At 68.2% G+C, this 20,788-nt stretch carries 24 protein-coding genes; 13 read left to right on the forward strand and 11 right to left on the reverse strand.

Features of this window, described 5'->3' with window-relative positions:
- Positions 1-2,474: COG1470 family protein (locus ACTHK2_RS04790; protein ID WP_440244558.1), on the reverse strand; the 2,474-nt coding region annotated here is incomplete at its 3' end.
- Between the two features lie 119 nt (positions 2,475-2,593).
- Between ACTHK2_RS04790 and ACTHK2_RS04795 the strand changes: the two genes are divergently transcribed.
- Positions 2,594-3,700: a DUF1615 domain-containing protein gene (locus ACTHK2_RS04795; RefSeq protein ID WP_440244559.1), complete on the forward strand. Its 1,107-nt coding sequence runs from the start codon at positions 2,594-2,596 to the stop codon at positions 3,698-3,700.
- Between the two features lie 8 nt (positions 3,701-3,708).
- Here the strand turns inward: ACTHK2_RS04795 and pip are convergent, their stop codons facing one another.
- The 5 genes from pip to ACTHK2_RS04820 all read right to left on the reverse strand — a co-directional run bounded on the left by pip (position 3,709) and on the right by ACTHK2_RS04820 (position 7,641).
- On the reverse strand, positions 3,709-4,668 hold the full coding sequence (gene pip / locus ACTHK2_RS04800; RefSeq protein ID WP_440244560.1) for a prolyl aminopeptidase: 960 nt from the start codon (positions 4,666-4,668) through the stop codon (positions 3,709-3,711).
- 222 nt (positions 4,669-4,890) lie between these two features.
- Positions 4,891-5,316, reverse strand: a complete 426-nt coding sequence (locus ACTHK2_RS04805; RefSeq protein ID WP_440244561.1) for a hypothetical protein — start codon at positions 5,314-5,316, stop codon at positions 4,891-4,893.
- A gap of 128 nt (positions 5,317-5,444) precedes the next feature.
- The gene (locus tag ACTHK2_RS04810; protein WP_440244562.1) at positions 5,445-5,681 is read right to left on the reverse strand and encodes a hypothetical protein; all 237 of its coding nucleotides are present in this window, start codon (positions 5,679-5,681) and stop codon (positions 5,445-5,447) included.
- A gap of 290 nt (positions 5,682-5,971) precedes the next feature.
- On the reverse strand, positions 5,972-6,718 hold the full coding sequence (locus ACTHK2_RS04815) for a hypothetical protein (protein WP_440244563.1): 747 nt from the start codon (positions 6,716-6,718) through the stop codon (positions 5,972-5,974).
- On the reverse strand, positions 6,715-7,641 hold the full coding sequence (locus tag ACTHK2_RS04820; protein ID WP_440244564.1) for an aminotransferase class IV: 927 nt from the start codon (positions 7,639-7,641) through the stop codon (positions 6,715-6,717). Before ACTHK2_RS04820 ends, ACTHK2_RS04815 begins: the two co-directional genes overlap by 4 nt.
- Before the next feature lie 85 nt (positions 7,642-7,726).
- On the opposite strand from ACTHK2_RS04820, the gene ACTHK2_RS04825 reads away from it, so the two are divergent.
- Positions 7,727-8,191: an OsmC family protein gene (locus tag ACTHK2_RS04825; RefSeq protein WP_440244565.1), complete on the forward strand. Its 465-nt coding sequence runs from the start codon at positions 7,727-7,729 to the stop codon at positions 8,189-8,191.
- 261 nt (positions 8,192-8,452) lie between these two features.
- Here ACTHK2_RS04825 and ACTHK2_RS04830 read toward each other — a convergent pair whose 3' ends face one another.
- Entirely contained in the window at positions 8,453-8,719 is a 267-nt protein-coding gene (locus ACTHK2_RS04830; protein ID WP_440244566.1) for a hypothetical protein, read from the reverse strand.
- A gap of 483 nt (positions 8,720-9,202) precedes the next feature.
- On the opposite strand from ACTHK2_RS04830, the gene ACTHK2_RS04835 reads away from it, so the two are divergent.
- The 4 genes from ACTHK2_RS04835 (at position 9,203) to ACTHK2_RS04850 (ending at position 11,505) form a co-directional block, all read left to right on the forward strand.
- Positions 9,203-10,132 (forward strand): hypothetical protein, encoded by a 930-nt coding sequence (locus ACTHK2_RS04835; RefSeq protein WP_440244567.1) that lies wholly within the window; start codon positions 9,203-9,205, stop codon positions 10,130-10,132.
- The gene (locus tag ACTHK2_RS04840) at positions 10,129-10,692 is read left to right on the forward strand and encodes a GTP-binding protein (protein WP_440244568.1); all 564 of its coding nucleotides are present in this window, start codon (positions 10,129-10,131) and stop codon (positions 10,690-10,692) included. The genes ACTHK2_RS04835 and ACTHK2_RS04840 overlap by 4 nt, the downstream gene beginning before the upstream one ends.
- Positions 10,689-11,084, forward strand: a complete 396-nt coding sequence (locus tag ACTHK2_RS04845) for a roadblock/LC7 domain-containing protein (protein WP_440244569.1) — start codon at positions 10,689-10,691, stop codon at positions 11,082-11,084. The genes ACTHK2_RS04840 and ACTHK2_RS04845 overlap by 4 nt, the downstream gene beginning before the upstream one ends.
- Before the next feature lie 61 nt (positions 11,085-11,145).
- On the forward strand, positions 11,146-11,505 hold the full coding sequence (locus tag ACTHK2_RS04850; protein WP_440244570.1) for a hypothetical protein: 360 nt from the start codon (positions 11,146-11,148) through the stop codon (positions 11,503-11,505).
- 42 nt (positions 11,506-11,547) lie between these two features.
- On the opposite strand, the gene ACTHK2_RS04855 is transcribed toward ACTHK2_RS04850, so the two are convergent.
- Entirely contained in the window at positions 11,548-12,321 is a 774-nt protein-coding gene (locus tag ACTHK2_RS04855) for a TorF family putative porin (RefSeq protein WP_440244571.1), read from the reverse strand.
- Between the two features lie 252 nt (positions 12,322-12,573).
- On the opposite strand from ACTHK2_RS04855, the gene ACTHK2_RS04860 reads away from it, so the two are divergent.
- From ACTHK2_RS04860 to ACTHK2_RS04875, 4 genes are all read left to right on the forward strand, one after another.
- On the forward strand, positions 12,574-14,136 hold the full coding sequence (locus ACTHK2_RS04860) for a choice-of-anchor Q domain-containing protein (protein ID WP_440244574.1): 1,563 nt from the start codon (positions 12,574-12,576) through the stop codon (positions 14,134-14,136).
- Positions 14,137-14,233: 97 nt separating this feature from the next.
- A complete protein-coding gene (locus tag ACTHK2_RS04865) occupies positions 14,234-14,437 on the forward strand; it encodes a hypothetical protein (protein ID WP_440244575.1) in 204 nt (67 codons plus the stop codon).
- 241 nt (positions 14,438-14,678) lie between these two features.
- Positions 14,679-15,083: a helix-turn-helix domain-containing protein gene (locus ACTHK2_RS04870; protein ID WP_440244576.1), complete on the forward strand. Its 405-nt coding sequence runs from the start codon at positions 14,679-14,681 to the stop codon at positions 15,081-15,083.
- A gap of 400 nt (positions 15,084-15,483) precedes the next feature.
- Positions 15,484-15,981, forward strand: a complete 498-nt coding sequence (locus tag ACTHK2_RS04875; RefSeq protein WP_440244577.1) for a hypothetical protein — start codon at positions 15,484-15,486, stop codon at positions 15,979-15,981.
- A gap of 6 nt (positions 15,982-15,987) precedes the next feature.
- Here ACTHK2_RS04875 and ACTHK2_RS04880 read toward each other — a convergent pair whose 3' ends face one another.
- Positions 15,988-17,364, reverse strand: coding sequence for an amidohydrolase family protein (locus tag ACTHK2_RS04880; protein WP_440244578.1), 1,377 nt, complete (start codon positions 17,362-17,364; stop codon positions 15,988-15,990).
- A gap of 143 nt (positions 17,365-17,507) precedes the next feature.
- On the opposite strand from ACTHK2_RS04880, the gene ACTHK2_RS04885 reads away from it, so the two are divergent.
- Positions 17,508-17,954, forward strand: coding sequence for a nuclear transport factor 2 family protein (locus tag ACTHK2_RS04885; protein WP_440244579.1), 447 nt, complete (start codon positions 17,508-17,510; stop codon positions 17,952-17,954).
- A 23-nt stretch (positions 17,955-17,977) separates the two neighbouring features.
- Here ACTHK2_RS04885 and ACTHK2_RS04890 read toward each other — a convergent pair whose 3' ends face one another.
- Entirely contained in the window at positions 17,978-18,331 is a 354-nt protein-coding gene (locus ACTHK2_RS04890) for a DUF1428 domain-containing protein (RefSeq protein ID WP_440244580.1), read from the reverse strand.
- A 175-nt stretch (positions 18,332-18,506) separates the two neighbouring features.
- On the opposite strand from ACTHK2_RS04890, the gene ACTHK2_RS04895 reads away from it, so the two are divergent.
- The gene (locus ACTHK2_RS04895) at positions 18,507-18,896 is read left to right on the forward strand and encodes an MAPEG family protein (protein ID WP_440244581.1); all 390 of its coding nucleotides are present in this window, start codon (positions 18,507-18,509) and stop codon (positions 18,894-18,896) included.
- 13 nt (positions 18,897-18,909) lie between these two features.
- Here ACTHK2_RS04895 and ACTHK2_RS04900 read toward each other — a convergent pair whose 3' ends face one another.
- Entirely contained in the window at positions 18,910-19,848 is a 939-nt protein-coding gene (locus ACTHK2_RS04900; RefSeq protein WP_440244589.1) for a DMT family transporter, read from the reverse strand.
- 87 nt (positions 19,849-19,935) lie between these two features.
- Between ACTHK2_RS04900 and ACTHK2_RS04905 the strand changes: the two genes are divergently transcribed.
- Complete coding sequence (locus ACTHK2_RS04905; RefSeq protein WP_440244582.1) at positions 19,936-20,736, forward strand: aminotransferase class IV family protein; 801 nt, start codon at positions 19,936-19,938, stop codon at positions 20,734-20,736.
- Positions 20,737-20,788: the final 52 nt, after the last annotated feature.

Consider the following 20,788-nt stretch of genomic DNA (forward strand, 5'->3'; position numbering starts at 1 on the left):
AGCGAGAACGTCGTGCCGGCAACGAAGAACACGGCATGATTGCCGGGGCCGTTGCCGGCCGGGACGTAATGGCCGTCGAAGTCGGTGCCGCTCGCGTCGACGATGTCGATCGCGTGAGGCATGGCGCCGGCCGCTGCGAGCGAACAGGATGCGGTCGATGGCGCGTGTGGATTGTCGCTGTCGGCATACACGTGCACGTAGTAACCCGCCGGGTCGTCCGGGAGGCCGCTGACGGCGACCGTGACCGGCGTGGCGGTCGCGCTGAGATAGCCGTCCATCATGCGGAAGTCGCCGGGTGCGTCGGCGATCGCGGTTTTCCACGCGCCGGCCGCGGACCAGTCCACCGTCGCGCCGGTCGCGGTTCCGGTTTCGTCGACGAGTGCGATCGCGTGGCCGCTCGAGCCCGCGAGCGGGTTCCAGTTCACCGCGGGGACCGCGCCCGCGGTTTCGCGCGCATCCATCGGCGCGCCCGTGCCGACGAAATCGATGCTGATCGTGCCCGTGCCCGCGGTGACGGCGCTCGCATGAAGTCCGACCGTATCCTCGTGCGCGAGCGTGCCGTCGGACGCGCCGATCACGAGGTCTGCATCCGCCGTGAAGGACAGAGGCGTATGTACCGTGAGCGTGGTGCTGCCGCCGGCGGGTACATCGTTCTCCGCGAACGAGGCCGTCGCGCCAGGCGGCAGGCCGCTGACGTCGAGATGGAGCGTGCCCGCGTAGCCCTGCAGCGCGCGCGTGGTGATCGCGAAGACGACGCTGTCGCCGGGCTGCGCGCCCGGATTGCGTGGCGATGCGGCGAGGGTGAAGTCCGCCGTCGGGAGCAGCCCGTACGTGCTAACCGTCGCCGCACCGACGCCGTCGCCGGGGAATGACGCCATGTATACGCGCCCACCGACCACCGTCGGCGGGCTGAACTTCGGCCAGTTGCCCATGCGATCGCGCGCGGGGTTCTGTTCCGAGTTCCAGAGTTCGTGCGTGAGATCGTCGGCATCGACGGCGCGGAGCACCCCCGGATGCACGCCGCTGTTCGGATCGGATCCACTGAACGCCATCGACGACCACAGCACGCCCGTACCCGGCGTGCTGCCGTTCGCCGACAGCGTGAGGACGCCGCCGGCCGAACCGTTGTTGGAAAACAGCGTCGATTGCGAAGCGGGCGTCGTGTCGAACGTGCCGGCCGCCGCATTGAAGTGGTATGCCTTCATCGGGCTTTGGCTGTCCGACCACACGTACATCCATGGGCCGACGCCGCCCGCGCGGTTCCAGTACACGGGGCCGCCCTTGATCTGCTGACCGCCGTTGCTGAACACCTGCACGATGTTCGCGTCACCGGCCGATTCGTGGCCGAGCGAGGTCGTGTACGTCACGTAGAACACGCCGCTCTTGCCGGCACCGACGATGAGATCGGTGCCCGGCAGCAGGATCGGCCCGGAACCGCCGAGATCCGCATCGGCCTGGTTGAGTTCCTGGTACACGGACGGAGTGAACCAGTCGAGCATCGGCGTGTCCGGTGTCGGGCCGAATTTCACGAACGACTCGCCGAAGTTGCGCACGCCGTCGTAGGTGCCGTTGCCGGTCATGTAGTACACGTTGCCGTCGGCGTCCACCGCGGGTGCGCGACCGGCCATCCAGATGCCGCCCCCGTTGAACGCGGTGCCGTCCGGTGTGGATGTCCAGATCGCGGTGCGCTGCAGCGTCGTGGCGTCGTGCACCATGACCCAGCCGTGGTAGGCGAACTGGTCGCTGTGCGCACCCCAGGCGATGAATACGCGTCCGTCGGCGATCGCGAGGCTCGCGCGCTGGTCCTGGGTCTTCGGGTTGAACGCGAGCATGCCGCCGACGCTGCCATTGCCGCTGCCCGGCACGCTGCCGCCGAGCACGACCGGGCTGCCGGGCCGTTCGTCCAGCGTCGTGATGTCGAGCGCGTGCAGGCGCTGGCAATAGGTCGGATTGACCGGGCCGCAGTTCGCGCCGGGTTCGCGCGTGCGCGCGACGAGGTACATCGTGTTCGTCGCCACATCGATTGCGGGCGTGCTCTCGATGCCGACGTTGCCGATGATGTTGTCGTTGTAGCCGAGGATGTCGAGGATCGGGATCGCGGTCGAACCCGGAACCTGGCTCGTGATGTCGAGCGTGAGCAGTGGCGCAGCCGATGGCGAATTCGCGTCGAACGCGTAGACGATGTCGTTCATCGTGGCCACGTAGAGCACATCGTGCACGCCCTGACCGGGGATCGCGACGTTGCGTACGTACAAGGGCTGCGCGTAGACCGACCCACTGACCGGATATGCCCACAGCTTGCCGAACGTGTTGGCATCGACATTCGCGGTGGTCAGGACGCTTTCGTCGAGGTTCGCGCCGAGGCGCGCCGCGCCGTAGCGCTCGGAGGTGACGTCGATGGGCGCCGCGGACAGGGTCGTCGACGCAGCAAGGATCAGCGCGCCCGAGCAGCGCGTTGCAAACAAGGTTGCCATCGTTGGTCCCCTCGAAGTGGCGCCCGACTGTAGCAGAACGGCGGCGGCGCTCGCGCGAATGTACCCGGGACGACGTAAGCTCAGGGCAGCCGGTGCGCGTTGGCCCGGCAGGAGGTCCGATGAGCTGTTTCATCACAGTGCGACGCCTTGCGCCGTTCATCCTGCTCGCGTTGCTCGGCGGTTGCGCGGCACCGCGGCCGAAGGCGCCGTCGCGCAGTCCGGCCGAGGTGCGCGCGCAAATCGTGCGGCTGCTGCCGGCCGGGCTCGCCGATCGCGGCGGGTGGGCGGCCGACATCGAGGCCGCAATGCGCACGCAGGACATCGAGCCTACGGCGGAGAATCTGTGCGCCGTGCTCGCCGTCACCGAGCAGGAGTCGACGTTCCGCACCGACCCGCCCGTGCCCGGCCTGCCGAAGATCGCGCGCGCCGAGATCGATCGGCGCGCCGCGGCGCTGCACGTGCCGGATTTCCTCGTCGATGCGGCGCTGCGCATCGACTCGCCGGACGGACGCAGCTACCGCGATCGCCTCGCCGCCGTGCGCACCGAGAAGGACATGAGCGCGATGTTCGAGGACTTCATTGGTATGGTGCCGCTCGGCCAGCGCCTGTTCGGCCGGCTCAATCCGGTGCGCACGGCCGGGCCGATGCAGGTGGGGATCGCGTTCGCCGAGGCGCACGCGAAGAACTATCCCTATCCGGTCGAAGGCTCGATGCGCCACGAGGTATTCAGCCGCCGCGGCGGGCTGTGGTTCGGTACTGCGCACCTGCTCGGCTACCCTGCGCCGTATCCGAAGCCGATCTATCGCTTCGCCGATTTCAATGCGGGCTGGTATGCGAGCCGCAACGCGGCGTTCCAGAACGCGGCGAGCATCGCGTCGGGCGTGCCGCTGGCGCGCGACGGCGCCGTGCTGCGGCCGGATGCGGCATTCGACGAACCGGGACAGACCGAGCGAGCCCTGCGCACGCTCGCGCCGCGGCTCGACCTCGATGCGAAGGACATCCGTCGCGCCCTCGAGCGCGGCGGCGATGAAGCGTTCGAGCGCACCCCGCTCTACGGTCGCGTATTCGATCTCGCCGAGCGCTCTGCGCGCAAGCCGCTGCCGCGCGCGCTCGTTCCGGGCATTGCCCTGCACAGCCCGAAGATCACGCGCAGGCTGACCACCGCGTGGTTCGCCAACCGGGTCGACGAGCGCTACCAGCGCTGCATGAAACGCGCGCGCAGCTGAGTCGCGGATCAGCGTGGCGCGAAGCGGTCGGCGAAGGCATCGGTCGCGCCGACGAGCACGTCGACGATGGCGGGGTCCGCTGCGCTGTGGCCGGCGAGGACGATGTGCAAGGCCGCCTCCGGCCATGCCGCGGCAAGGTCGAGCGCGCTCTTCACGGGGCAGATGATGTCGTAGCGTCCGTGCACGATCGTCGCCGGGATGTGGCGTATCCGCTCCACGCCGCGCAGCAGCTGGTCGGGTTCGAGGAAGACGCCATGGCGGAAATAGTGCGCCTCCGCGCGCGCGAGGCTGATCGCGACGGCCGGTTCCTCGAAGTGGCCGCTCTCCTGCGGATCGTGCACGAGCGTCGTGCTGCCACCTTCCCACCAGCTCCAGGCGAGCGCGGCGGCGAGGCGCACGTCGGGATCGGGGCTGTCGAGGCGGCGCCAGTAGGCCTCGACGAGTTCACCGCGCTCGTCCTCAGGGATGTGTTCGAGGTAGCGCTGCCAGCGCTCCGGGAAGATCCAGCGCGCACCGCCGTCGAGTTCGTTGAACCAGCGCAGTTCACCCGGCCGGCCGAGAAAAATGCCGCGCAGGATGAGGCCACGCACGCGTTCGGGATGCGCCTGGGCGTAGGCGAGTGCGAGGGTCGAACCCCATGAGCCGCCGAATACGAGCCAGTGTTCGACGCCGCAGTGTTCGCGGATCTTCTCGATGTCGGCGACGAGGTGCGCGGTGGTGTTGTCGCGCAGTTCGGCGTGCGGTGTCGACTTGCCCGCGCCGCGCTGGTCGAACAGGATGATGCGCCAGCGCGCGGGATCGAAGAAGCGGCGATGGTAAGGCGAGATGCCGGCGCCGGGGCCGCCGTGCAGGAAAACGACCGGCAGGCCCTGCGGATTGCCGCATTCCTCGACGTGCAGGGTATGCAGGTCGTCGACCGCGAGCCGATCGACTCGATAGGGCTCGATGTCCGGATACAACTCGCGCATGCGCAGGCTCCGAGATTGGCCGCGCGAGCATAGCCGAAGCGGGCGACGGCGCGGCGCGGTGGGAACAAGGGAGCTGCGGGAATGCCCGGGGAGGCTTCCTGCCGACAGCGGGGCGCCCCATCCTGGCGCGAGGTGGTCCCGGGCACGCGCAGGTTGCCCTGGGCTCGCATGCGTTCGCGATGGGCGATTGCCGCGCGTCGTTGTAGGAAATTTCCTACACGCTCAGGGGTGGTTGCCGCCCGGCGGCAATGAGCCGGCCTCCGGACGCGATGCACGTTGCCGCGCGCGCGTCACCTGGCGCTCGGCCCAGCGTTTGAGCACGCGCGCGCGGCGTGCGCCCGCCTGCGGATCTCGCACCACGTCCTCGACGCGGGCGAGCAGGGCATCCACGTTCTCGCGCGGATCCTCGTGCGCGTCGCGTCCACCCGACCAGACGTCGATCCAGCGATCGGACATTTCGCCCAGGCGCAGCACGGCGCGCAGGAAACGTGGTTGGTCCGATCGGAGCAACGCGAGGTCGACGGCCGCGGCCGCCAGCGCGAGTGGAATGAGCACGAGGTCACGCGCGGCATTGAGCAGGAGTTTCACCTGCAGCAGCGCCACCGTGCGCACGAGTGCCCCGGCAGTGCGTTTGTGTTCGGGATTCATCGCGCGAGCGTAGAACAGCTCGTGTCGCGCGGGAAGCGCCGGCGGTCATGCCCCGCCGTCGTTCGACAAGCGAGCCGTCCGCGGGCGTGCGGCTTCGGCTGCCGAGTGGGCGTACATCAGCCCGGCGCTCAGACTGGATCGAGCGGAAGGTTCGGAAACTTGCGTGCGAGCATCTCGCGCGTGCTCGCGAGCGTGCGCGACTCGACGAACGAGTAGGTGAACAGCTCGCCGCAGGTCAGGCATTCGACGTAATCGTCGCCGCGCGGCAACTGTGGCGTGTCGAGGTTGTAGGTATTGCAGTTTGGACATTGCAGCAACATGCCGTTGCCACCGGCGATGAGGTCATGGATATCGCTCTTCGTCATGGTGCGCCTCCGCGGCACCCTTCCCGCGCATTACGGTAGCGATGCTTCCCTGAATGCGCCGTGTGCAGCGCTGCCCGGCATCGAAAATGGAAACGGCGGGCCGGCTCGCGCCGGTCCCGCCGTTTCGTCGCCGTGTTCCCTGGCGATCGTCAGTGCGACTGGTCCTGATGCGGCGCTCACGCGCGGCGCAAACGTGGGATTGACTCAGGGGAGGGAGTGTCACCAATCGTTGCAGCGCCAGTCTCGCATCGTGTTGCTGAACGCGCCGCAACAAACGGAATTTGAATTCCTCATGCCATTAGCCGGTAAGCGGCGAGTCGTTCGTAGTGCGGTCGACAGTGGTCGGCGAGTCGCTGCTGGAACGGCGTCAGTTCCGGGCTGCGCTCTTCGTATGCAGCGAAACCGGTCGACTGCTCGACCGCACGGTACCAGTGCGGTGCCCACACGCCGTCGCTCGCGCGCGGACCGCTCGGCCAGCGCAGCATGCGCTCGCTGAACGGAATGCCGAGGCGCGCGCACAACAGGCCGAGCACGCCGCGCGGATTCCGCAGCACGTCGCTCGCATCGACGACGGGCGGGACGGTTCCGGCGCGATCGCAGACGTGTTCGAACAGGCGCGTCTGTTGCTCGAAGCCGAGCTCCCATGCGGCCGCGTCGGGCCGGTTGCGGGTGAACGAGGCGACCACCGCCTCGGGCGTGCGGATCAGGAAGCAATGCGTCAGCGCGTCCAGCCATTGCAGCGGCATGTCCGCGAGCATGTGCTGCGTCATGTGTTTCTGGTACCAGATCGGCGCGTGCTCCGGCACGGGGCCGGTCAGCATGTGCGCGACCTCGGCGCGGTCGGTGCTTTGCGCGGCTAGCACGTCGTCGCGCCCGGGGTGGTCGACCCCGGTTGCCTCGAGGTAGCAGGCGTAGAACGGCTCGTCGACGACGACGGTGTCCTCGCGGTTTTCCCATGCACGCATCATCGCGGTCGAGATGTTGCGCGGGCCCGACCACATCGCGACGCGCAGCGGATGATCGGGCGTGGGGTTCATACCTGCGGCCCCTTGCGGCTTTCCGCGCGCACGAGCGCGACGTATTCGCGTTGCAGGCGTTCGACCATCCGTCCGCGCACGCCGCCACCGATCGTGCGACCGTCGATCTCGTGGACCGGAACGACGCCGGCGAAGGTGCCCGTGACGAAAGCTTCCTCGGCGCCGTACACGTCGGTGAGGCTGAAGTCCTTCTCGAATACCGGGATGCCGTGCTCGCGGCACAGGCGGATCACGTTCGAACGCGTGATGCCGCCGAGGCAGTACTTGCCGGTCGAGGTCCAGACCTCGCCCTTGCGCACGATGAAGAAATGAGTCGAATTGCAGGTCGCGACGAAGCCGTGCGGGTCGAGCATGAGGGCCTCGTCATAGCCCGCCTTCTGCGCCTGGATGCAGGCGAGGATGCAGTTGATCTTCGAATGGCTGTTGAGCTTGGGGTCCTGCACGTCGGGCGCGCCGCGCCGCACATGTACCGTGAACAGGCGGATGCCGCGTTCGAGCGTGGCCGGCAGCGGCTGCTTGTACTCCGGCACGATCACGATGGTGGCGTCCGAGATGATGAAGCGCGGATCCTGGTGCGGCGTCGCCTTGACGCCGCGGGTGACCATGAGGCGGATGTGCACGTGGTCGCGCATGCCGTTCGCGCGCAGGGTGTCGACGATGCGCTGCACGAGTTCCTCGCGGCCGATGCCGATGTCGAGGTCGAGTGCACGTGCTCCTTCATGGAGGCGGTCCATGTGCAGGTCGAGGAACGGCAGGCCGCCATCGTGCAGGCGCAGTCCCTCCCACACGCCGTCGCCGAGCACGAAACCGCTGTCGAATACCGAGACCATCGCGCGAGCGCGCGGAACGAGTTCCCCGTTGACGTTGACCTGGACCGACTCGTTGCGTGGATCGGGTTGGTAGTCGTGAGTTCCCTTGCCCATGTTGCCTCCGCAGCCGGTGTCGGCCCATTGGGCGGGCCGCATTCGCGGACGGTAGCATGGTCGCCTGCATCGACAGGAGACGATCATGAGCGGAACCGGATTCGACCCCGCGCGCAAGCCCGGCGAGGGGGAGGCGTACGCGATATCGGACAATGCGGGCTTTCGTACGACGCTCGATATCGGCGGGCACGCTGCGATCGCGGACGAGCCCGTGGCGCTCGGAGGCGGCGACGAGGGTCCGTCCCCATACGGGCTGCTGTCTGCCGCGCTCGCTGCGTGCACGGCGATGACCTTGCACTCCTACGCGAAACTCAAGTCCTTGCCCGTCGAGCGCATCCGGGTACTCGTGCGGCACGAGAAGGTGCACGAGGTCGACTGCGAGCATTGCGAAACCGATGCCGGAGCCAAGATCGATCGGCTGGACCGCACGATATGGATCGAAGGCGCCGCGGACGAAGCGGCTCGTGCGCGGCTGCTGCAGATCGCCGAACGCTGTCCCGTACATCGCACCCTGCAGAGCGCCGTGCTCATTGCGACTCGCGAGGGATGAGGCAAGTAGACAGGAAGGAAAGGTCCGCAGCTCCAGTTCGAAGGACCCTCCCTTGGCCTTCGAGGCACTGGCGCTGCGGCGGCCCGAACATCCGGCGTCCGCTACCGTTCGCTGGCGGCGGCCCACCTGATGGCTCTCCTTCGGGTGGGGCCAGCCTAGGATAAACCGCTGTCCCACACAGCGGGAAAACCGCGCGCATGCCGGGCGGAGATTCCCTCGCGGTCCCAAGCGCTCGCGAGCCCATGCCGCTTGTTTCCATTTTCATCCGTTGGCCGCATCGAAAGCGTTGCGGAATATTCCGTCGGCACCGGGGTCGTACACGTGCAAGCTGACGACGCCTGCGCTGATGTTGAAACTGCCGGGCAGCACACAGAACGGCAGGCTGTGCGTGCCGTCGTAGTCGGTCAACGCGATCTGCGCGACGAGCCCTGGACAGCCGGCTGCGGTCACGCCCGCATCTGCCGAGCCGGCCTTGCTCGCCACCGCGGCACCGATCGGTGCCGCAAGCCACATCCACCAGCGCCTCATTTTTTCGTCACCCGCATCGTCCGGACTCCTCGTCGACATGACGTCGCGATTGCGCCGCGACCCTTCGGAGCATGCGACAGCGCGGGTTAAAGAAAGGCAAGCATGTCGTTAGGTCGGAGACTCAGCAGCGCTGATTCGAGAGCGCTTGCTCGGCTGTGATCGTAGCCTCGCTGTCGTGCGGCGCCAGGCTGCGCCCGGCTTCATGCCGCCAGGCTTCTCACTGTACATGTATTGCCGTATACATTGGCTTGCGCATTGCATCGTCGTGGTGGCGGGAACGACGGTGGGTTGCAGGGGCGGGGAACGGGGAGAATCGGCGCAGCGGCGAACGAATGGCGCAAGGCCGGCGCCGTCGCGAATGGCGCAGTGATGGTTCGATGCGCCCAGGAGGGAGCTACGTAACATGTGGACAAATTGTGCAAGCAAGTGCCCAGGATCCAGGGGCCGCCGGCGGCGGACGGCGAACGGGTACGGAGGCCGCGCATGCAGACGCTGAAAATCTGCGACGTCGGCCTCCGGTCCGACACCTCGCACGCATTCCATTCCATGCTGAAGATCGTGGCGGGCCGTTCCAAGGCCGCATGGCAACTCGCCGGGATCGAGCATGCCGATGTGTTGTTCGCGTCCTGCGAAGGCGACGGCAGCGTCTTTACCGCGTGGGGCGCCAGCGGCAAGCCGGTCGTGCTGGTGATCGACGACCGCAGCAGCTGGCCGCCCGCGCCGTTCGTGTTGCGCCATCCGTTTCGGGTGATGCAGCTCCTCTCGGTACTCGACGATGTCGCCGAATTGATGGCCGCCGCACCGGGACGCGAACGCAGCGATCGAGGCAGGTGGAGTGGTGCCGAATCGCTGCGCGTGCTGATGCCGCAGTCGGGGAACGCGTCCTGGCACGTCGCGCGCACGCCCCTCGGTGAAGAAGCGTGGCTCGGCCATGGCCACGTCTGTGTGGACGCGCGAACGATCGCGCGGTTGCGCGCCGGCGGGCTCGAGCTCGCAGCGTTCCAGCCGGCGGCCACGAGCCCCCCGCCCGACGCGGTGCGGATCGCGGCGTGCGATTTTGCCTGGTACGTCGGCTTGAAGGGTCCCGCATCCCTCGCGCCCTGGCTCGCCGCGGACGCCGCCTACCGCTTGCGCCGGTGGCCCGACCTCGGTCGGCTCGGTGCGAGTACCGGATTGCTCGAGCTGTCCGCGATGAGCACGGTGCGCGCATGGACGCCGCCCGCGCTCGTCGAGGCGAGCGGGCAAGCCGAGGCCGACGTGCACCGCTTCCTTGCGGCGGCATCCATCGCCGGCCTGCTCGTCGTGGCGAACGGCAATGAGCAGGTATCGGCACGCCCGGCGCGCGGCGTCGTGCAGAGCGGCTGGAACCGCTTCCTCGGCGGCCTGCGACGCCACCTGGGGCTTGCCGCATGAGCGGAGCGGAGGTCGGCGAGTTCAAGATCGTGTTCACCGGTCCGATGGGCGCGGGCAAGACGACGGCGATCGCCGCGATCAGCGAGGTCGAACCCGTGCGTACCGAGGTCGAGAACACCGACCGCGTCGCGCACGCGAAGGAATCGACCACGGTCGGTTTCGATTTCGGGCGCATCACGCTCGCCGACGGCAGCGTGGTGCGCCTCTACGGAACGCCCGGGCAGGCGCGGTATCGTTTCATGTGGGACATCCTCGGCCGCGGTGCCGCGGGGGTGATCGTCCTGCTCGACGCAGGGGCGCCCGGCGCGCTGGTGCAACTCGACGTATTCGTCGACGCGTTCGTTCCACACGTCCCGCACGGTGCACTCGTAGTGGGCGTCGGTCGCACCGACGCGCCGAACGCCCCGAGCACGGACGCGTTCGCGGCACGCCTTGATGCGCGCGGCATCGTTGCTCCCGTGCTGTCAGTGGACGTGCGCAAACAGGCCGACGTCATGATGCTGGTGCGCGCACTGGTGTGCCTGCTCGATTCGCACACCGCTCATGGGGTTCCCGCATGAGCAAGATGCGGCCGGCCAAGCTGTCGCGAGAACTCGCGCGCAAGGTGCTCGAAGGCTACGGCGAAGTCGCTGGCGTGCAGTGCGCCGTGCTGTTCTCTTCGGACGGCTTCGAGGTCGCCTCGTACGCCGCCGATGCGGCCGCGTCGGCGCGTCTGGCGGCAATCGGCAGCTCGCTCGCCGCGCTCGGCACCGCGCTCGCGGGAGAGGCGGGTCTTGGCGACTTCGAGCGCACGACGATCGAAAGCGAAGGCGGTGCCGTGACGATCATGCGCGTCGGCAGCAGCCGGTCGATGTCGCTCGCCGTCGTCGCAGGCAAGGACGCCGTGCTCGGACAACTGTTGTGGGCGACCCAGCGCTGCTGCCAGGCGCTGGCGAAACTGCTGGATCCATGAGCCGGGAGCGGACGAGGCACCGCCCACGGCGATTTCACCCCGATGTCTCGGAGACAAGGCAATGGCGAATATCAACGATAGTCTTGCGAAGCTGCTCGAAGTCGACGGCGCGCTGTGCGCCGCCGTGGTGGATGCCAACAGCGGCATGTTGCTCGGGAAGATCGGGACGGGCCTCGACCTCGATCTCGCGGCGGCCGGCAACACGGAAGTGGTACGCGCGAAGATGAAGACGATGAAGTCGCTCGGCCTCAACGATGCGATCGAGGACATCCTCATCACGCTCGGCAAGCAGTACCACATCATCCGACCGGTCGCGACCAAGGCAGGACTCTTCATCTACCTCGTACTCGACAAGGCGAAGTCGAACCTCGCACTCGCCCGTCGCGGCGCCCAGGACGTCGAGCAGGCACTGCAGCTGTGAGATCACGCCATGCCCGCGGCCTCGTGTCGCGGGCATCGGCGATCAGAAGTCCTTTTCGAGCGCCACCGAGGCGTGTCGGCCGGCCACGTCGTATCCGTCCAGCGTATAGATCGCGGGGTCGCCGTTGGTCCACGAATACGCGAGCGTCAGGCTGGTCGCATGCGGGAACGAACGTGCGATCGACAGCTTGTAGTCGGTGTAGGAAAAGCGCTCGTCATTGCTGGCACCGCTCGCGGGATCCCTACCGTGGGAATGGCGCCGCCCGATATGGCCGGCAAGAATCCAGGATGGGGCGAAGGGCCAGTTCGCATTGGTGTCGAGATACCACGAGCCGCGCGAACCGGGTGTTCCGAACGAATCGGTGAGGTCGTAGTTGAGGCGTGCGCTGAGGCCATGCCAGCCGACGAAGGCGAATGCCTCGGTCGTGTCGGGGCGCGCGGTTCGCGCCGGATAGCGCCCGGGGAACTGGAGTTGCAGCAGACCTGCACGGATTTCGCCGTGCCGGCCGACGAGCCAGCGGTAACCGAGCACGCCGTCGACTTCGAACCGCACGCGGCTGCCCGGCGTGACCTCGTCGACCCAGCCGATGCGCACCGCGCTCAGGTTGCCGTAGAGGCCCTCGCCGGGGTTGATGTCGATTTCCGCCTGCACCGACGGCTTGCCCACGCTCTGCGAGAGGCCGCGACCGATGTAGTTGTTCATGAGCTGCACGTAGCCGTAGACATACGGCGGCGCCTCGTCGGCGGTCGCCGGCATGCCTGCGGATGTCGCTGCGAGCATGGAGGCGAGGGCGACGTGCGAAGGCTTGATGTTCATGCAGGGCCTCGATGGACGCCGCGAGCGTGCAGGATGCACGCCGCCCGTTCCATCCGAGTCTTGCGTCCGGCGCGTGCGCGAAACAGCGCCACTTTTCACGAGTGCCGCCGGGGCCACTGCAACCCGTCGCCTGCAACGGGCCCTGGGCCGCGTCGGGATGGCGCGGCGCGGCCTGCTGCGGTTGACGACGCCATCACGTCGGCACCGCTTGCGCCGACCTACCAATGCGCGCATTGACCGGCGAGCCTGCCGATGATTTCAGGGTTCGCGCGCGTCGCGCCCAGCAGTGCCGTCCTCGCCGCGGCGGCGACGGCATGGATATGGTCCGCGTGCGCCGCGGCCCAGGAGCAGTTCGACTGCATCGCACCGGCTCCTCCGTCGCTGGCCGCGCCGGTGGTACTCGGCAACGGCACTGCGGGCAGCGTGTCGACGGCGCAGCTGCAGCAGGCGCTCGATGCGGGCGGGGAGATCCGCCTCGACATCGGCGCCTCCACGCTCGTGGTCGCGTCGACCTTGCGCGTCACGCGTGCCACGACGCTCGGGCTCGGTGGCGCGACGCTGTCGGGCGGCCACGCGCGGCGCGTGATGGAAGTGGCCAATCCGTCCAACCAGACCTACGCATTCACGCTCCTGCACGGCAGGATCGCCGACGGCAGCACGCCGGCCGCGAGCGGCGCGGGTGTCTACAAGGCGAGCGGCGGCCCCTGGCAGGCGGTGAGCTTGCGCTTCTTCGACGTGCGCTTCGAGGGCAACCACGCGATCGCGTCGGCGCAGGACGACGGCGGCGGTGCACTGTACGTCGTGGGCGCGGCGGAGCTCGCCGTCGTACGCGGAGAGTTCGACGGCAACAGCGGCTCGAACGGCGGCGCCGTGTATTCGCTCGGATCCAGGCGCGTCAATCTCTACGACAGCGTCTTCACTGCCAATCACGCGACCGGCAGCGGCGGCAACCCCGGCAATGGCGGCAACGGTGGTGCGATCGGCGTCGACGGCGATGCGCGGTACGTCAACCTCTGCCGGGTCCGCCTGATCGGCAACGAAGCGAATGCATTCGGCGGCGGGCTGTTCACCGTGACCTACGGCGCCGCTTCGCATACGCGCCTCGAGGACACGACCGTGCAGGGCAACGTGAGCAGCGCGGCCGACAAACTCGCAGGCGGCGCCTACATCCAGGGCAGCCCGATCGCGATCAGCGGCAGCACCTTTCGCGAGAACGCGGCGAACGGCTACGCCGGGCTCGCATTGTTCGGCTACGGCGGCGTGCTCGAAGGCAGCATCGTCAACTCGACCTTCGTCGGCAACCTCGCGCGCGGGGGCCTCGGCGGTGCGATGGCGATCCAGACCGCCACAGCGCTCACGTTGCAGAACCTCACCATCGCGCGCAACGCGGCGCCGTGCCCGGGATGCTTCGCCGCGGGCATCGCCAACGACAGCGGTGCCGCGTTGACGCTGCGCAACGTGCTGTTCGAGGACAATGTCGGCGGCAATGCCTACAACCCGTGGGCGATCCTGCATCCCGCGGCCAGCGGTGCCGGCAACCTGCAATGGCCCTCGACGCGTCCCGCGGCAGGGCAGACCGAGCTCGCGGTCGCGCCGGGGACCGTCTTCGCGGATGCGAACCTCGCCGATCCCATAGGCAACGGCGGATACACCGAGACGATGGCATTGCCCCTCGGCAGTCCGGCCATCGATGCGGGCTTCGCCCCGGGTGCACCCGCGACGGATCAGCGTGGCGCGCCGCGCGAAGGCGCGATCGACATCGGAGCCTTCGAGCGTCAGCCCGATGTGATCTTCCGCTACGGCTTCGATGCCTGACGCTTGACTGCCTGCTGAACCGCCCGGGTCGCTTCAGGCACCGCTTAACGTCGCTCGCGTACGGTCCGTCCTGCATGACATCAGGAGGAGCACACGCATGAACAGCCAGTTGCCGATCGAAGGCCAGAAGATCCAGGTCAAGCTGCGTGACGGGGATTGGCAGGACGCGACGTACCGCAACGACGACTTCATCGACGTCTACGGCCTGCCGCTGTCGTTCGACAAGATCCTCGCTTGGAGGCCGGCGGGCTCGAGCGGTCGCATCCAAGCCGACCCCCGCTCGAAGCAGGCGCTCCACTAGGATCGAAAGCGGAGGCCAGGGATGGCCACACGCTAGGGGAGCTTGCCCCGGTCGGGCTACACGTCCAGCTGTTGCGCGTCTCATGAAAGTACGCCCCACAGAAAGATGTGCCGTGGATGGAGGGGGTGCGCGACCACCACGGCATCGTCACCGATGAGAAAACGATGGCAACGCAGCCCCGGGTGTCCTAGAGTTCGGCATCGCGCTGTATATAGTTCCTCTTCGAATACATCGGTGCTGGATGAAAATTTCAAGAACGGCTTCGGACGACCGGGTCAAGCTCGCAGGCCGTATCCGCGTGGCGCGGCGCGATGCCAAGCTCACCCAGACCGCACTCGCCGAACGCGTCGGCGTCACGCCCAGCGCGGCCGCGCAGTGGGAACATCCGAATGGCACGAGCCCCGGCACGCCTCGCCTGCAGGAGATCGCGGCAGCCACCGGCGTCAGCTTCGAATGGCTGGCCACCGGTCGCGGCGAGCGGCGCCAACGCCGTCCGCATCCCGACTCGATTCCGGCACTCAAGCTCGACATCTACGCGCAGGACTGGACCGAAGAAGTCCTGCTCGAGCGGTTTCGCCTGCTGTCGCCGCGCGCAAAGCAGATGCTCGTGAACCTGCTCGAGGAAGTGCGCCCCAGCCGGCGTTGAGCCTCCCATCGTCGGCGATGCTCCTGCGTCGTCGGCTCGCGTTCGGCACGGTTGCCACGCACTGCGCGCGACATCGCGGCCGCAGCTGCTCGTCTCGGGATCATCCGCTATCGCGTCGCTGCTGTTAGCACGGCTAACGCTGCAGCGGGCTTGAACGGGGTCGTGACGGATTGCTAGCGTGTGTGCCGCACGCAGCTTCGGCGTTGGGGAGGAAACCTGCACGTGCATGTCCGCCGCGGGCGAGCGTCCGCCTGAAGCGGACGCTGCGCATCGACGGCAGGAAGCGACCGTCGAGTGCAGGAGGGTCGGCGGCATCCGACCTGTCCGGCACCGGGCCGGGTGCCGCCGCGACCCGCAAGGACCCATGCGCGTGCCTGCACGTCTGCTAGGAGCGTGGACCATGATCAGGGCAGATGCGGGCGGCACAGGCGGCGTGCACAGTCCACTCGAGTGGAGCACGTTGCGCCATGATCCCGCCTTGGTGGACGAACTGCGCCGGTCCAACCGTGAACTCCTGATGAGCTATGCGGTCGCCCTGCACGCCGGGCGCCGCGGCTCCTTAGGAGCGGCGGCGCTCGCCAACGCGCGCTGCGCGCGCCAGTTGCATGACGTGCAGCGCACCGAGGCGTTGCGGCTCTATCCGACCATCGCGCGGCGCATGGCCGACGATCCGGAAGGCGCGGCCACGGTGACGTCACTGCGGCGCGAAGCGAATGCGCTCGCGCGGCACTTCCTGCGTCTCACGGAGGGCCTGTTCTCGCGCGCGCGGCCCGGCATGCCACCCGATTCGATCGTCGACGAGGCGCGCGCCGTGCTGCAGCGTTACCTCGACGAGAAGGAAACGCGCCTGTACCGGTTCTACGCACTGACCGCGCCTGCCGGGAGTGAGGTCACCTGAAGCCGCTCATCGCGGCGCACCCGCGACGACGTAGTCGGCGGCGATATCGTCGAGCATGCGACGCAGCGCGGTCGCGTCGTGCCAGCGTCCATCCACCATCACGCCGAGCGGATGGCGCAGCGTCGCGAGGTCTTCGAGCGGATTGTGCTCGGAAAGCACCAGGTCGGCGCGACGACCGATGTCGATCGTGCCCGACTGGACGGCCGTCGCATCTGCCCGCTGAAACAGCAGGCCAGGTGTTCGCGTGGCGGTGGCCAGCACCTGGTAGCGCGAGAGACCGGCTTGTTCGAGCGCGGCGAGGTCGTCGTGCAGCGACCAACCCGGCACGAGACCAGGAATCGTCGGCGCGTCCGTGCCGGCGACCAGTGCGACGCCTGCATCGCTCATCGCCTTGACGAAGCGCCGCAGGAAGGCGAGGTTGTCGTCGAGGCTGCCGTGGCGGTCGTCGTAACCCGCATGGCGCCATGCGAGGCGGCGATCGGGGGAAAGGTAACGCACCTCGTCCGCGCGCAGGAATCGCTCGACCACCGCGGGCCTGCCCCACTGGCGCGCGATCGTCGCATACGTATTGATGTCCGCGGTCACGAACGCCTTGTTGCGCATGATCGCGTCGATCGCGCCCGGAATGCGCGTTTCGTCCGGAACCGGCTCGGTGCTTCCCGCCTTTGGCTGCAGCAGACAGGTATAAAGGAATTCTTCCGCGTGGGCGACCATGAGCTGGCCCGCGTCGAGCTGGCGTTCGACGCCGACCGCGGTGACGCCATGGCCGACAACCGGGAGGCCGCGGCGCCGGCCCTCGTCGACGAGCGCGTGGAACGCGGGCGGCGAGAGGTTGTTGTACACCTTGATGAATTCGTAGTTGTTGGTCTTGGCCAGGCGCACTATCTCGCGCGCTTCCTGCGCATTCGTCACCGTGAAGTGGCCGTAGCGCGGCGAGCCGTCGACGAGGAACGCGGCATGGATGTGCGGCCCGGGCTTGTCGCCGCGCTCGATCGCCGGGCGTACCTGGGCGAGGAACTCGTTCGACGCCTCGCCCATGTTCAGCACGGTCGTCACGCCGTTCGCGAGGTACAGGGCCATGTCGCGCGCACTGTCCGAATGCGTGTGCATGTCGGCAAGACCCGGCGAAAGCCAGGCCGTACCGCGGCCGTCGATGACCGCGGCGCCGGCGGGCGGCTCGACACCTGCGCCGATCGCGATGATGCGATCGCCTCGTACCACGACCGTCTGGTCGGTCAGCACGCGTTCGCGGTCCATCGGCACGACATTGACATGCACGAACGCGACGCCGCGCGGCGCGGGGGGCGCCGGCTGCGCGGCCAGCGCGTGCGACATCGATGCGGCGAAGAGCAGGGCAGGGAGGCGGCGCAGGCGATCGTTCAAGGCGAGTCCAGGCGATGGCGGAATGAACGATCCATTGGATGCGCGCAGCGCGGGCAGGGTTTAGCGCGATCGCGCACTCCTCGTCACGTGCGAACGGCGTCGCCGGCCTACACTGTAGTCCCGAACTGCAGGACGAGGTCACGATGGTGCCGATACGATCGCTGTGGCCGTGCCTGCTCGTGGTCGGCGCGGTCGGCCATGCCACTGCGCGCGACGACGCTGCCGACACGCGCGAACTGCTGCGCGTGGAGGCGGAACTCTGCCGGGCGTTCGAGCGAGGTGACGCGGCGACCGCGCGGCGGGACCTCGACGACACCTTCACGCTCACCGATTCGCATGGCAGCGTCACGGGCCGTGCGCAGAACATCGACGAGATCGCGCGGCGCGAGCCTCGCTACGAGGTGTTCCGCAACCACGAGCAGAAGGTGCGTCTCTACGGTGATGCCGCGATCGTCACCGGCATCACGACCGTCAAGGGCACCTCCGGCACGGACGCATTCGCCGCGGACTTCCAGTACACCGACACTTGGGTGCGGCGCGACGGACACTGGAAGCTTGCCGCGAGCCATGCAAGCCGCCTGCAGAAGTGAGCCGCCGCGCCGCGAGCATCTCGTCAGAGTTCGATCATCGGCTTGAAACCGCCCCAGAACATGCGTTTGGCGTCGAACGGCATCGTCTTCGGATCCATCGCGAGGCGCGGATCGGTCATCACCTTCTTGTTCACGCGATCGCGTTCGCGCCGCGAGGCATAGACGATCCACGAGAACACGACGACTTCGTCGGGCTTGAGCTTGACGGCCTGCGGAAACGAGGTGACCTTGCCCGGCTGGACGTCGTCGCCGACGCATTCGATGTAGTGCAGGGCGCCGTGCTCGCGCCAGATCCTGCCGGCCTTGCGTGCAAGGCGCCGGTATTGGGCGAGCTTGCTCCTCGGTACCGGCACGACGAAACCGTCGATGTAGCTCATGGGTGGGCTCCGATGGCGCGGCAGGGTCGCCGCATCCGATACGACGAAACACAGGCGCGCGGATCGACACATCGTCCGCCCGCGGGCCATTAAGATGCGCATGGGCACCGAGTGGGGAAGCCACCGGTGCCCGCGTTCTGCGGACCCCTCTCAACCCTGGCACGGAGACACGACGATGTCGATCGAACTCGAGATACTGGCCTGGTCCATCCTGCTCGGCCTCGTCCACATCCTGCTCGCGGCGACGCTGTCGACGGCGCAGCGCGGAGTGCTCTGGAATGCAGGTCCACGCGACGGCGTGTCCGCGCCGCTGACCGGACTCGCCGGGCGTCTCGATCGCGCGTCGCGCAATTTCCTCGAAACGTACGTGTTCTTCGCCGCCGCCGTGCTCGCGCTTGCCGTCCTGCACCGGGGCGACGACCATACGGCGCTGGGTGCGCAGATCTGGTTCTGGGCGCGCGTCGCGTACCTGCCGACCTATGCCGCCGGCATCCCGTTCCTGCGCACCGCGATATGGGCCATGTCGCTGGTCGGCCTGCTCATGCTCGTGTTCGCGCTGTTCTGAGCGCGCTCGCGCCTCAGTCGGCGCGGTGTGCCTCGGAGGTGCCGAGCACGTCCGGATGGGCTATCCGCCCGGGCCCCTGCAGCAGCGGATGCACGAACACAGCGCCGAGGATGATCGCGGCTCCGCAGTAGAACGTCGGCGTGAGTTCGCGCTGCTCGCCGAGCAGGATCGCCGCGAGCACGATCGCGTAGACCGGCTCGAGGTTCGTCGCGAGCTGGGCGGCGAACGCGCTCATGTGGCGCAGCGCGACCAGCGCCAGCGTGAACGGCAGCAGGGTGCAGGCGAGCGAGAGCACGAGCAGGAGGACCGCATCGCGGGCGCCCGGCAGCGTCAACGGATCGCCTGCGAGCACCGGCAGCACGTACGGCAGCACGGGTGCGAGCACGGTCAGCGCGAGCACGCCGGCGCCGAGTTCGAGAGCGGTCACCGCGAGCGCGTCGGCGTGTTCGACGAGGCGCTTGTTGAGCGAACCGAACAGCGCGACGAACAGCGCCGACACGGCGCCGATCGCGATGCCCAGGCGCATCGAGCCCGGCACGCCGCCGACCACGAGCGCGACGCCGGGCAGCACCGCGACGCCGAGCAGCAACTCGCGCAGCGAAAACCTGCGCCCGGCGAGCTTCGGCTCGACCAGCGCCGTGAACGGTGTCGCCAGTGCGATGCAGGTCGCGCCGACGGACGCATTGGCGAGCTTGATCGAGCCGTAGAACGTGAGCCAGTGCAACGCGACCAGCACGCCGACGCCGGCATAGGCGGCGAGCAGTCGTGGCGACAACGCGCGCAGGCCGCGCCATACGCGCGGCAGCAGCGCGAGCGCGGCGACCACCACGAGCATGCGCCACCAGACGAGGCCGAGCGCACCGAGCGTGATGAGCTTGCCGAGGATCGCGGTGAAGCCCCACAACAGCACGCAGAAGTGGATCTGCAACTGCGCCTTGGTCGACGGAGACAGGCTGGTCACGTCTTGGGACAATACTGGAGGGAGTCGCATCTTAGGGCCTGTCGTGGCAGCGTCAACCGTCATTCGCGCGGGAGCGGCATGAGCATGCGCATGGAACTCAACGGGCGGCCCGTCGATGTCGATGGCCTGCGTTCGCTGGCCCTCGTCAATTACGGCCACTTCAGCTCGATGCAGGTGTTGGACGGCGGCGTGCGCGGCCTCGACCTGCACCTCGATCGGTTGCGGCACGCGACGCGCGAGCTGTTCGGGGCCGATCTCGACCTCGACGCGACGCGTGCCTGGATGCGCCAGGCGGTCGCGGCTACGCGTGGTGCGTCGTCGCTGCGCGTGACCGTGTTCTCGCGCGCGCTCGACCGCGATCTGCTGCTGCGGCCGGCCTCTCCGGATGTGCTCGTCGCGACTTCTCCGGCGCGCGCGCTCGAGCGGCGGCCGCTGCGCGTGCGCAGCGTGCACTACCAGCGCGAGGCGCCGCACATCAAGCACGTCGGCACGTTCGGCCTGTACCACCAGAAGCGGCTCGCGCAGGCCGCCGGATACGACGATGCGTTGTTCGTCGATGCACGCGGCGCGATCGCGGAAGGATCCATCTGGAACGTCGGCTTCTTCGACGGCGAGCGCATCGTCTGGCCGGATGCGCCCGCGCTGGCCGGCGTATCGATGCAACTGCTGCAGGACGGCCTGCGCCGGCGCGGCGTGCCGATGGCCGTGCGCGGCGTCGCGCTCGCCGACATCGCCGCCTTCCGCTCCGCATTCTTCACCAACACGTCGTGCGCGATGATGCCGATCGCACGCATCGACGAAACCGCGTTCGCAGTCGATGGGGACCTCGACGCGTTGCTCGACGCATGCATGGCGATGCATCCGTGGCAGCCCATCTGAATGCGGGAACGATCGTCGCCGGATACGGTCCACAAGCGCCGGGCACCACGAC

Source organism: Dokdonella sp., from assembly GCF_051958935.1.
GTDB lineage: Bacteria > Pseudomonadota > Gammaproteobacteria > Xanthomonadales > Rhodanobacteraceae > Dokdonella_A.

Excerpts from the sequence above, each read along its gene's own strand:
- ACTHK2_RS04840 (WP_440244568.1), top strand. The coding sequence starts at position 10,129 with ATGAGCGGAGCGGAGGTCGGCGAGTTCAAGATCGTGTTCACCGGTCCG.
- ACTHK2_RS04845 (WP_440244569.1), top strand. The coding sequence starts at position 10,689 with ATGAGCAAGATGCGGCCGGCCAAGCTGTCGCGAGAACTCGCGCGCAAG.
- ACTHK2_RS04885 (WP_440244579.1), top strand. The coding sequence starts at position 17,508 with ATGGTGCCGATACGATCGCTGTGGCCGTGCCTGCTCGTGGTCGGCGCG.
- ACTHK2_RS04810 (WP_440244562.1), bottom strand. The coding sequence starts at position 5,681 with ATGACGAAGAGCGATATCCATGACCTCATCGCCGGTGGCAACGGCATG.
- ACTHK2_RS04825 (WP_440244565.1), top strand. The coding sequence starts at position 7,727 with ATGAGCGGAACCGGATTCGACCCCGCGCGCAAGCCCGGCGAGGGGGAG.
- ACTHK2_RS04890 (WP_440244580.1), bottom strand. The coding sequence starts at position 18,331 with ATGAGCTACATCGACGGTTTCGTCGTGCCGGTACCGAGGAGCAAGCTC.
- ACTHK2_RS04855 (WP_440244571.1), bottom strand. The coding sequence starts at position 12,321 with ATGAACATCAAGCCTTCGCACGTCGCCCTCGCCTCCATGCTCGCAGCG.
- ACTHK2_RS04860 (WP_440244574.1), top strand. The coding sequence starts at position 12,574 with ATGATTTCAGGGTTCGCGCGCGTCGCGCCCAGCAGTGCCGTCCTCGCC.
- ACTHK2_RS04850 (WP_440244570.1), top strand. The coding sequence starts at position 11,146 with ATGGCGAATATCAACGATAGTCTTGCGAAGCTGCTCGAAGTCGACGGC.
- ACTHK2_RS04865 (WP_440244575.1), top strand. The coding sequence starts at position 14,234 with ATGAACAGCCAGTTGCCGATCGAAGGCCAGAAGATCCAGGTCAAGCTG.
- ACTHK2_RS04835 (WP_440244567.1), top strand. The coding sequence starts at position 9,203 with ATGCAGACGCTGAAAATCTGCGACGTCGGCCTCCGGTCCGACACCTCG.
- ACTHK2_RS04905 (WP_440244582.1), top strand. The coding sequence starts at position 19,936 with ATGAGCATGCGCATGGAACTCAACGGGCGGCCCGTCGATGTCGATGGC.
- ACTHK2_RS04870 (WP_440244576.1), top strand. The coding sequence starts at position 14,679 with ATGAAAATTTCAAGAACGGCTTCGGACGACCGGGTCAAGCTCGCAGGC.
- ACTHK2_RS04815 (WP_440244563.1), bottom strand. The coding sequence starts at position 6,718 with ATGAACCCCACGCCCGATCATCCGCTGCGCGTCGCGATGTGGTCGGGC.
- ACTHK2_RS04795 (WP_440244559.1), top strand. The coding sequence starts at position 2,594 with ATGAGCTGTTTCATCACAGTGCGACGCCTTGCGCCGTTCATCCTGCTC.
- ACTHK2_RS04895 (WP_440244581.1), top strand. The coding sequence starts at position 18,507 with ATGTCGATCGAACTCGAGATACTGGCCTGGTCCATCCTGCTCGGCCTC.
- pip (WP_440244560.1), bottom strand. The coding sequence starts at position 4,668 with ATGCGCGAGTTGTATCCGGACATCGAGCCCTATCGAGTCGATCGGCTC.
- ACTHK2_RS04805 (WP_440244561.1), bottom strand. The coding sequence starts at position 5,316 with ATGAATCCCGAACACAAACGCACTGCCGGGGCACTCGTGCGCACGGTG.
- ACTHK2_RS04875 (WP_440244577.1), top strand. The coding sequence starts at position 15,484 with ATGATCAGGGCAGATGCGGGCGGCACAGGCGGCGTGCACAGTCCACTC.
- ACTHK2_RS04830 (WP_440244566.1), bottom strand. The coding sequence starts at position 8,719 with ATGAGGCGCTGGTGGATGTGGCTTGCGGCACCGATCGGTGCCGCGGTG.
- ACTHK2_RS04820 (WP_440244564.1), bottom strand. The coding sequence starts at position 7,641 with ATGGGCAAGGGAACTCACGACTACCAACCCGATCCACGCAACGAGTCG.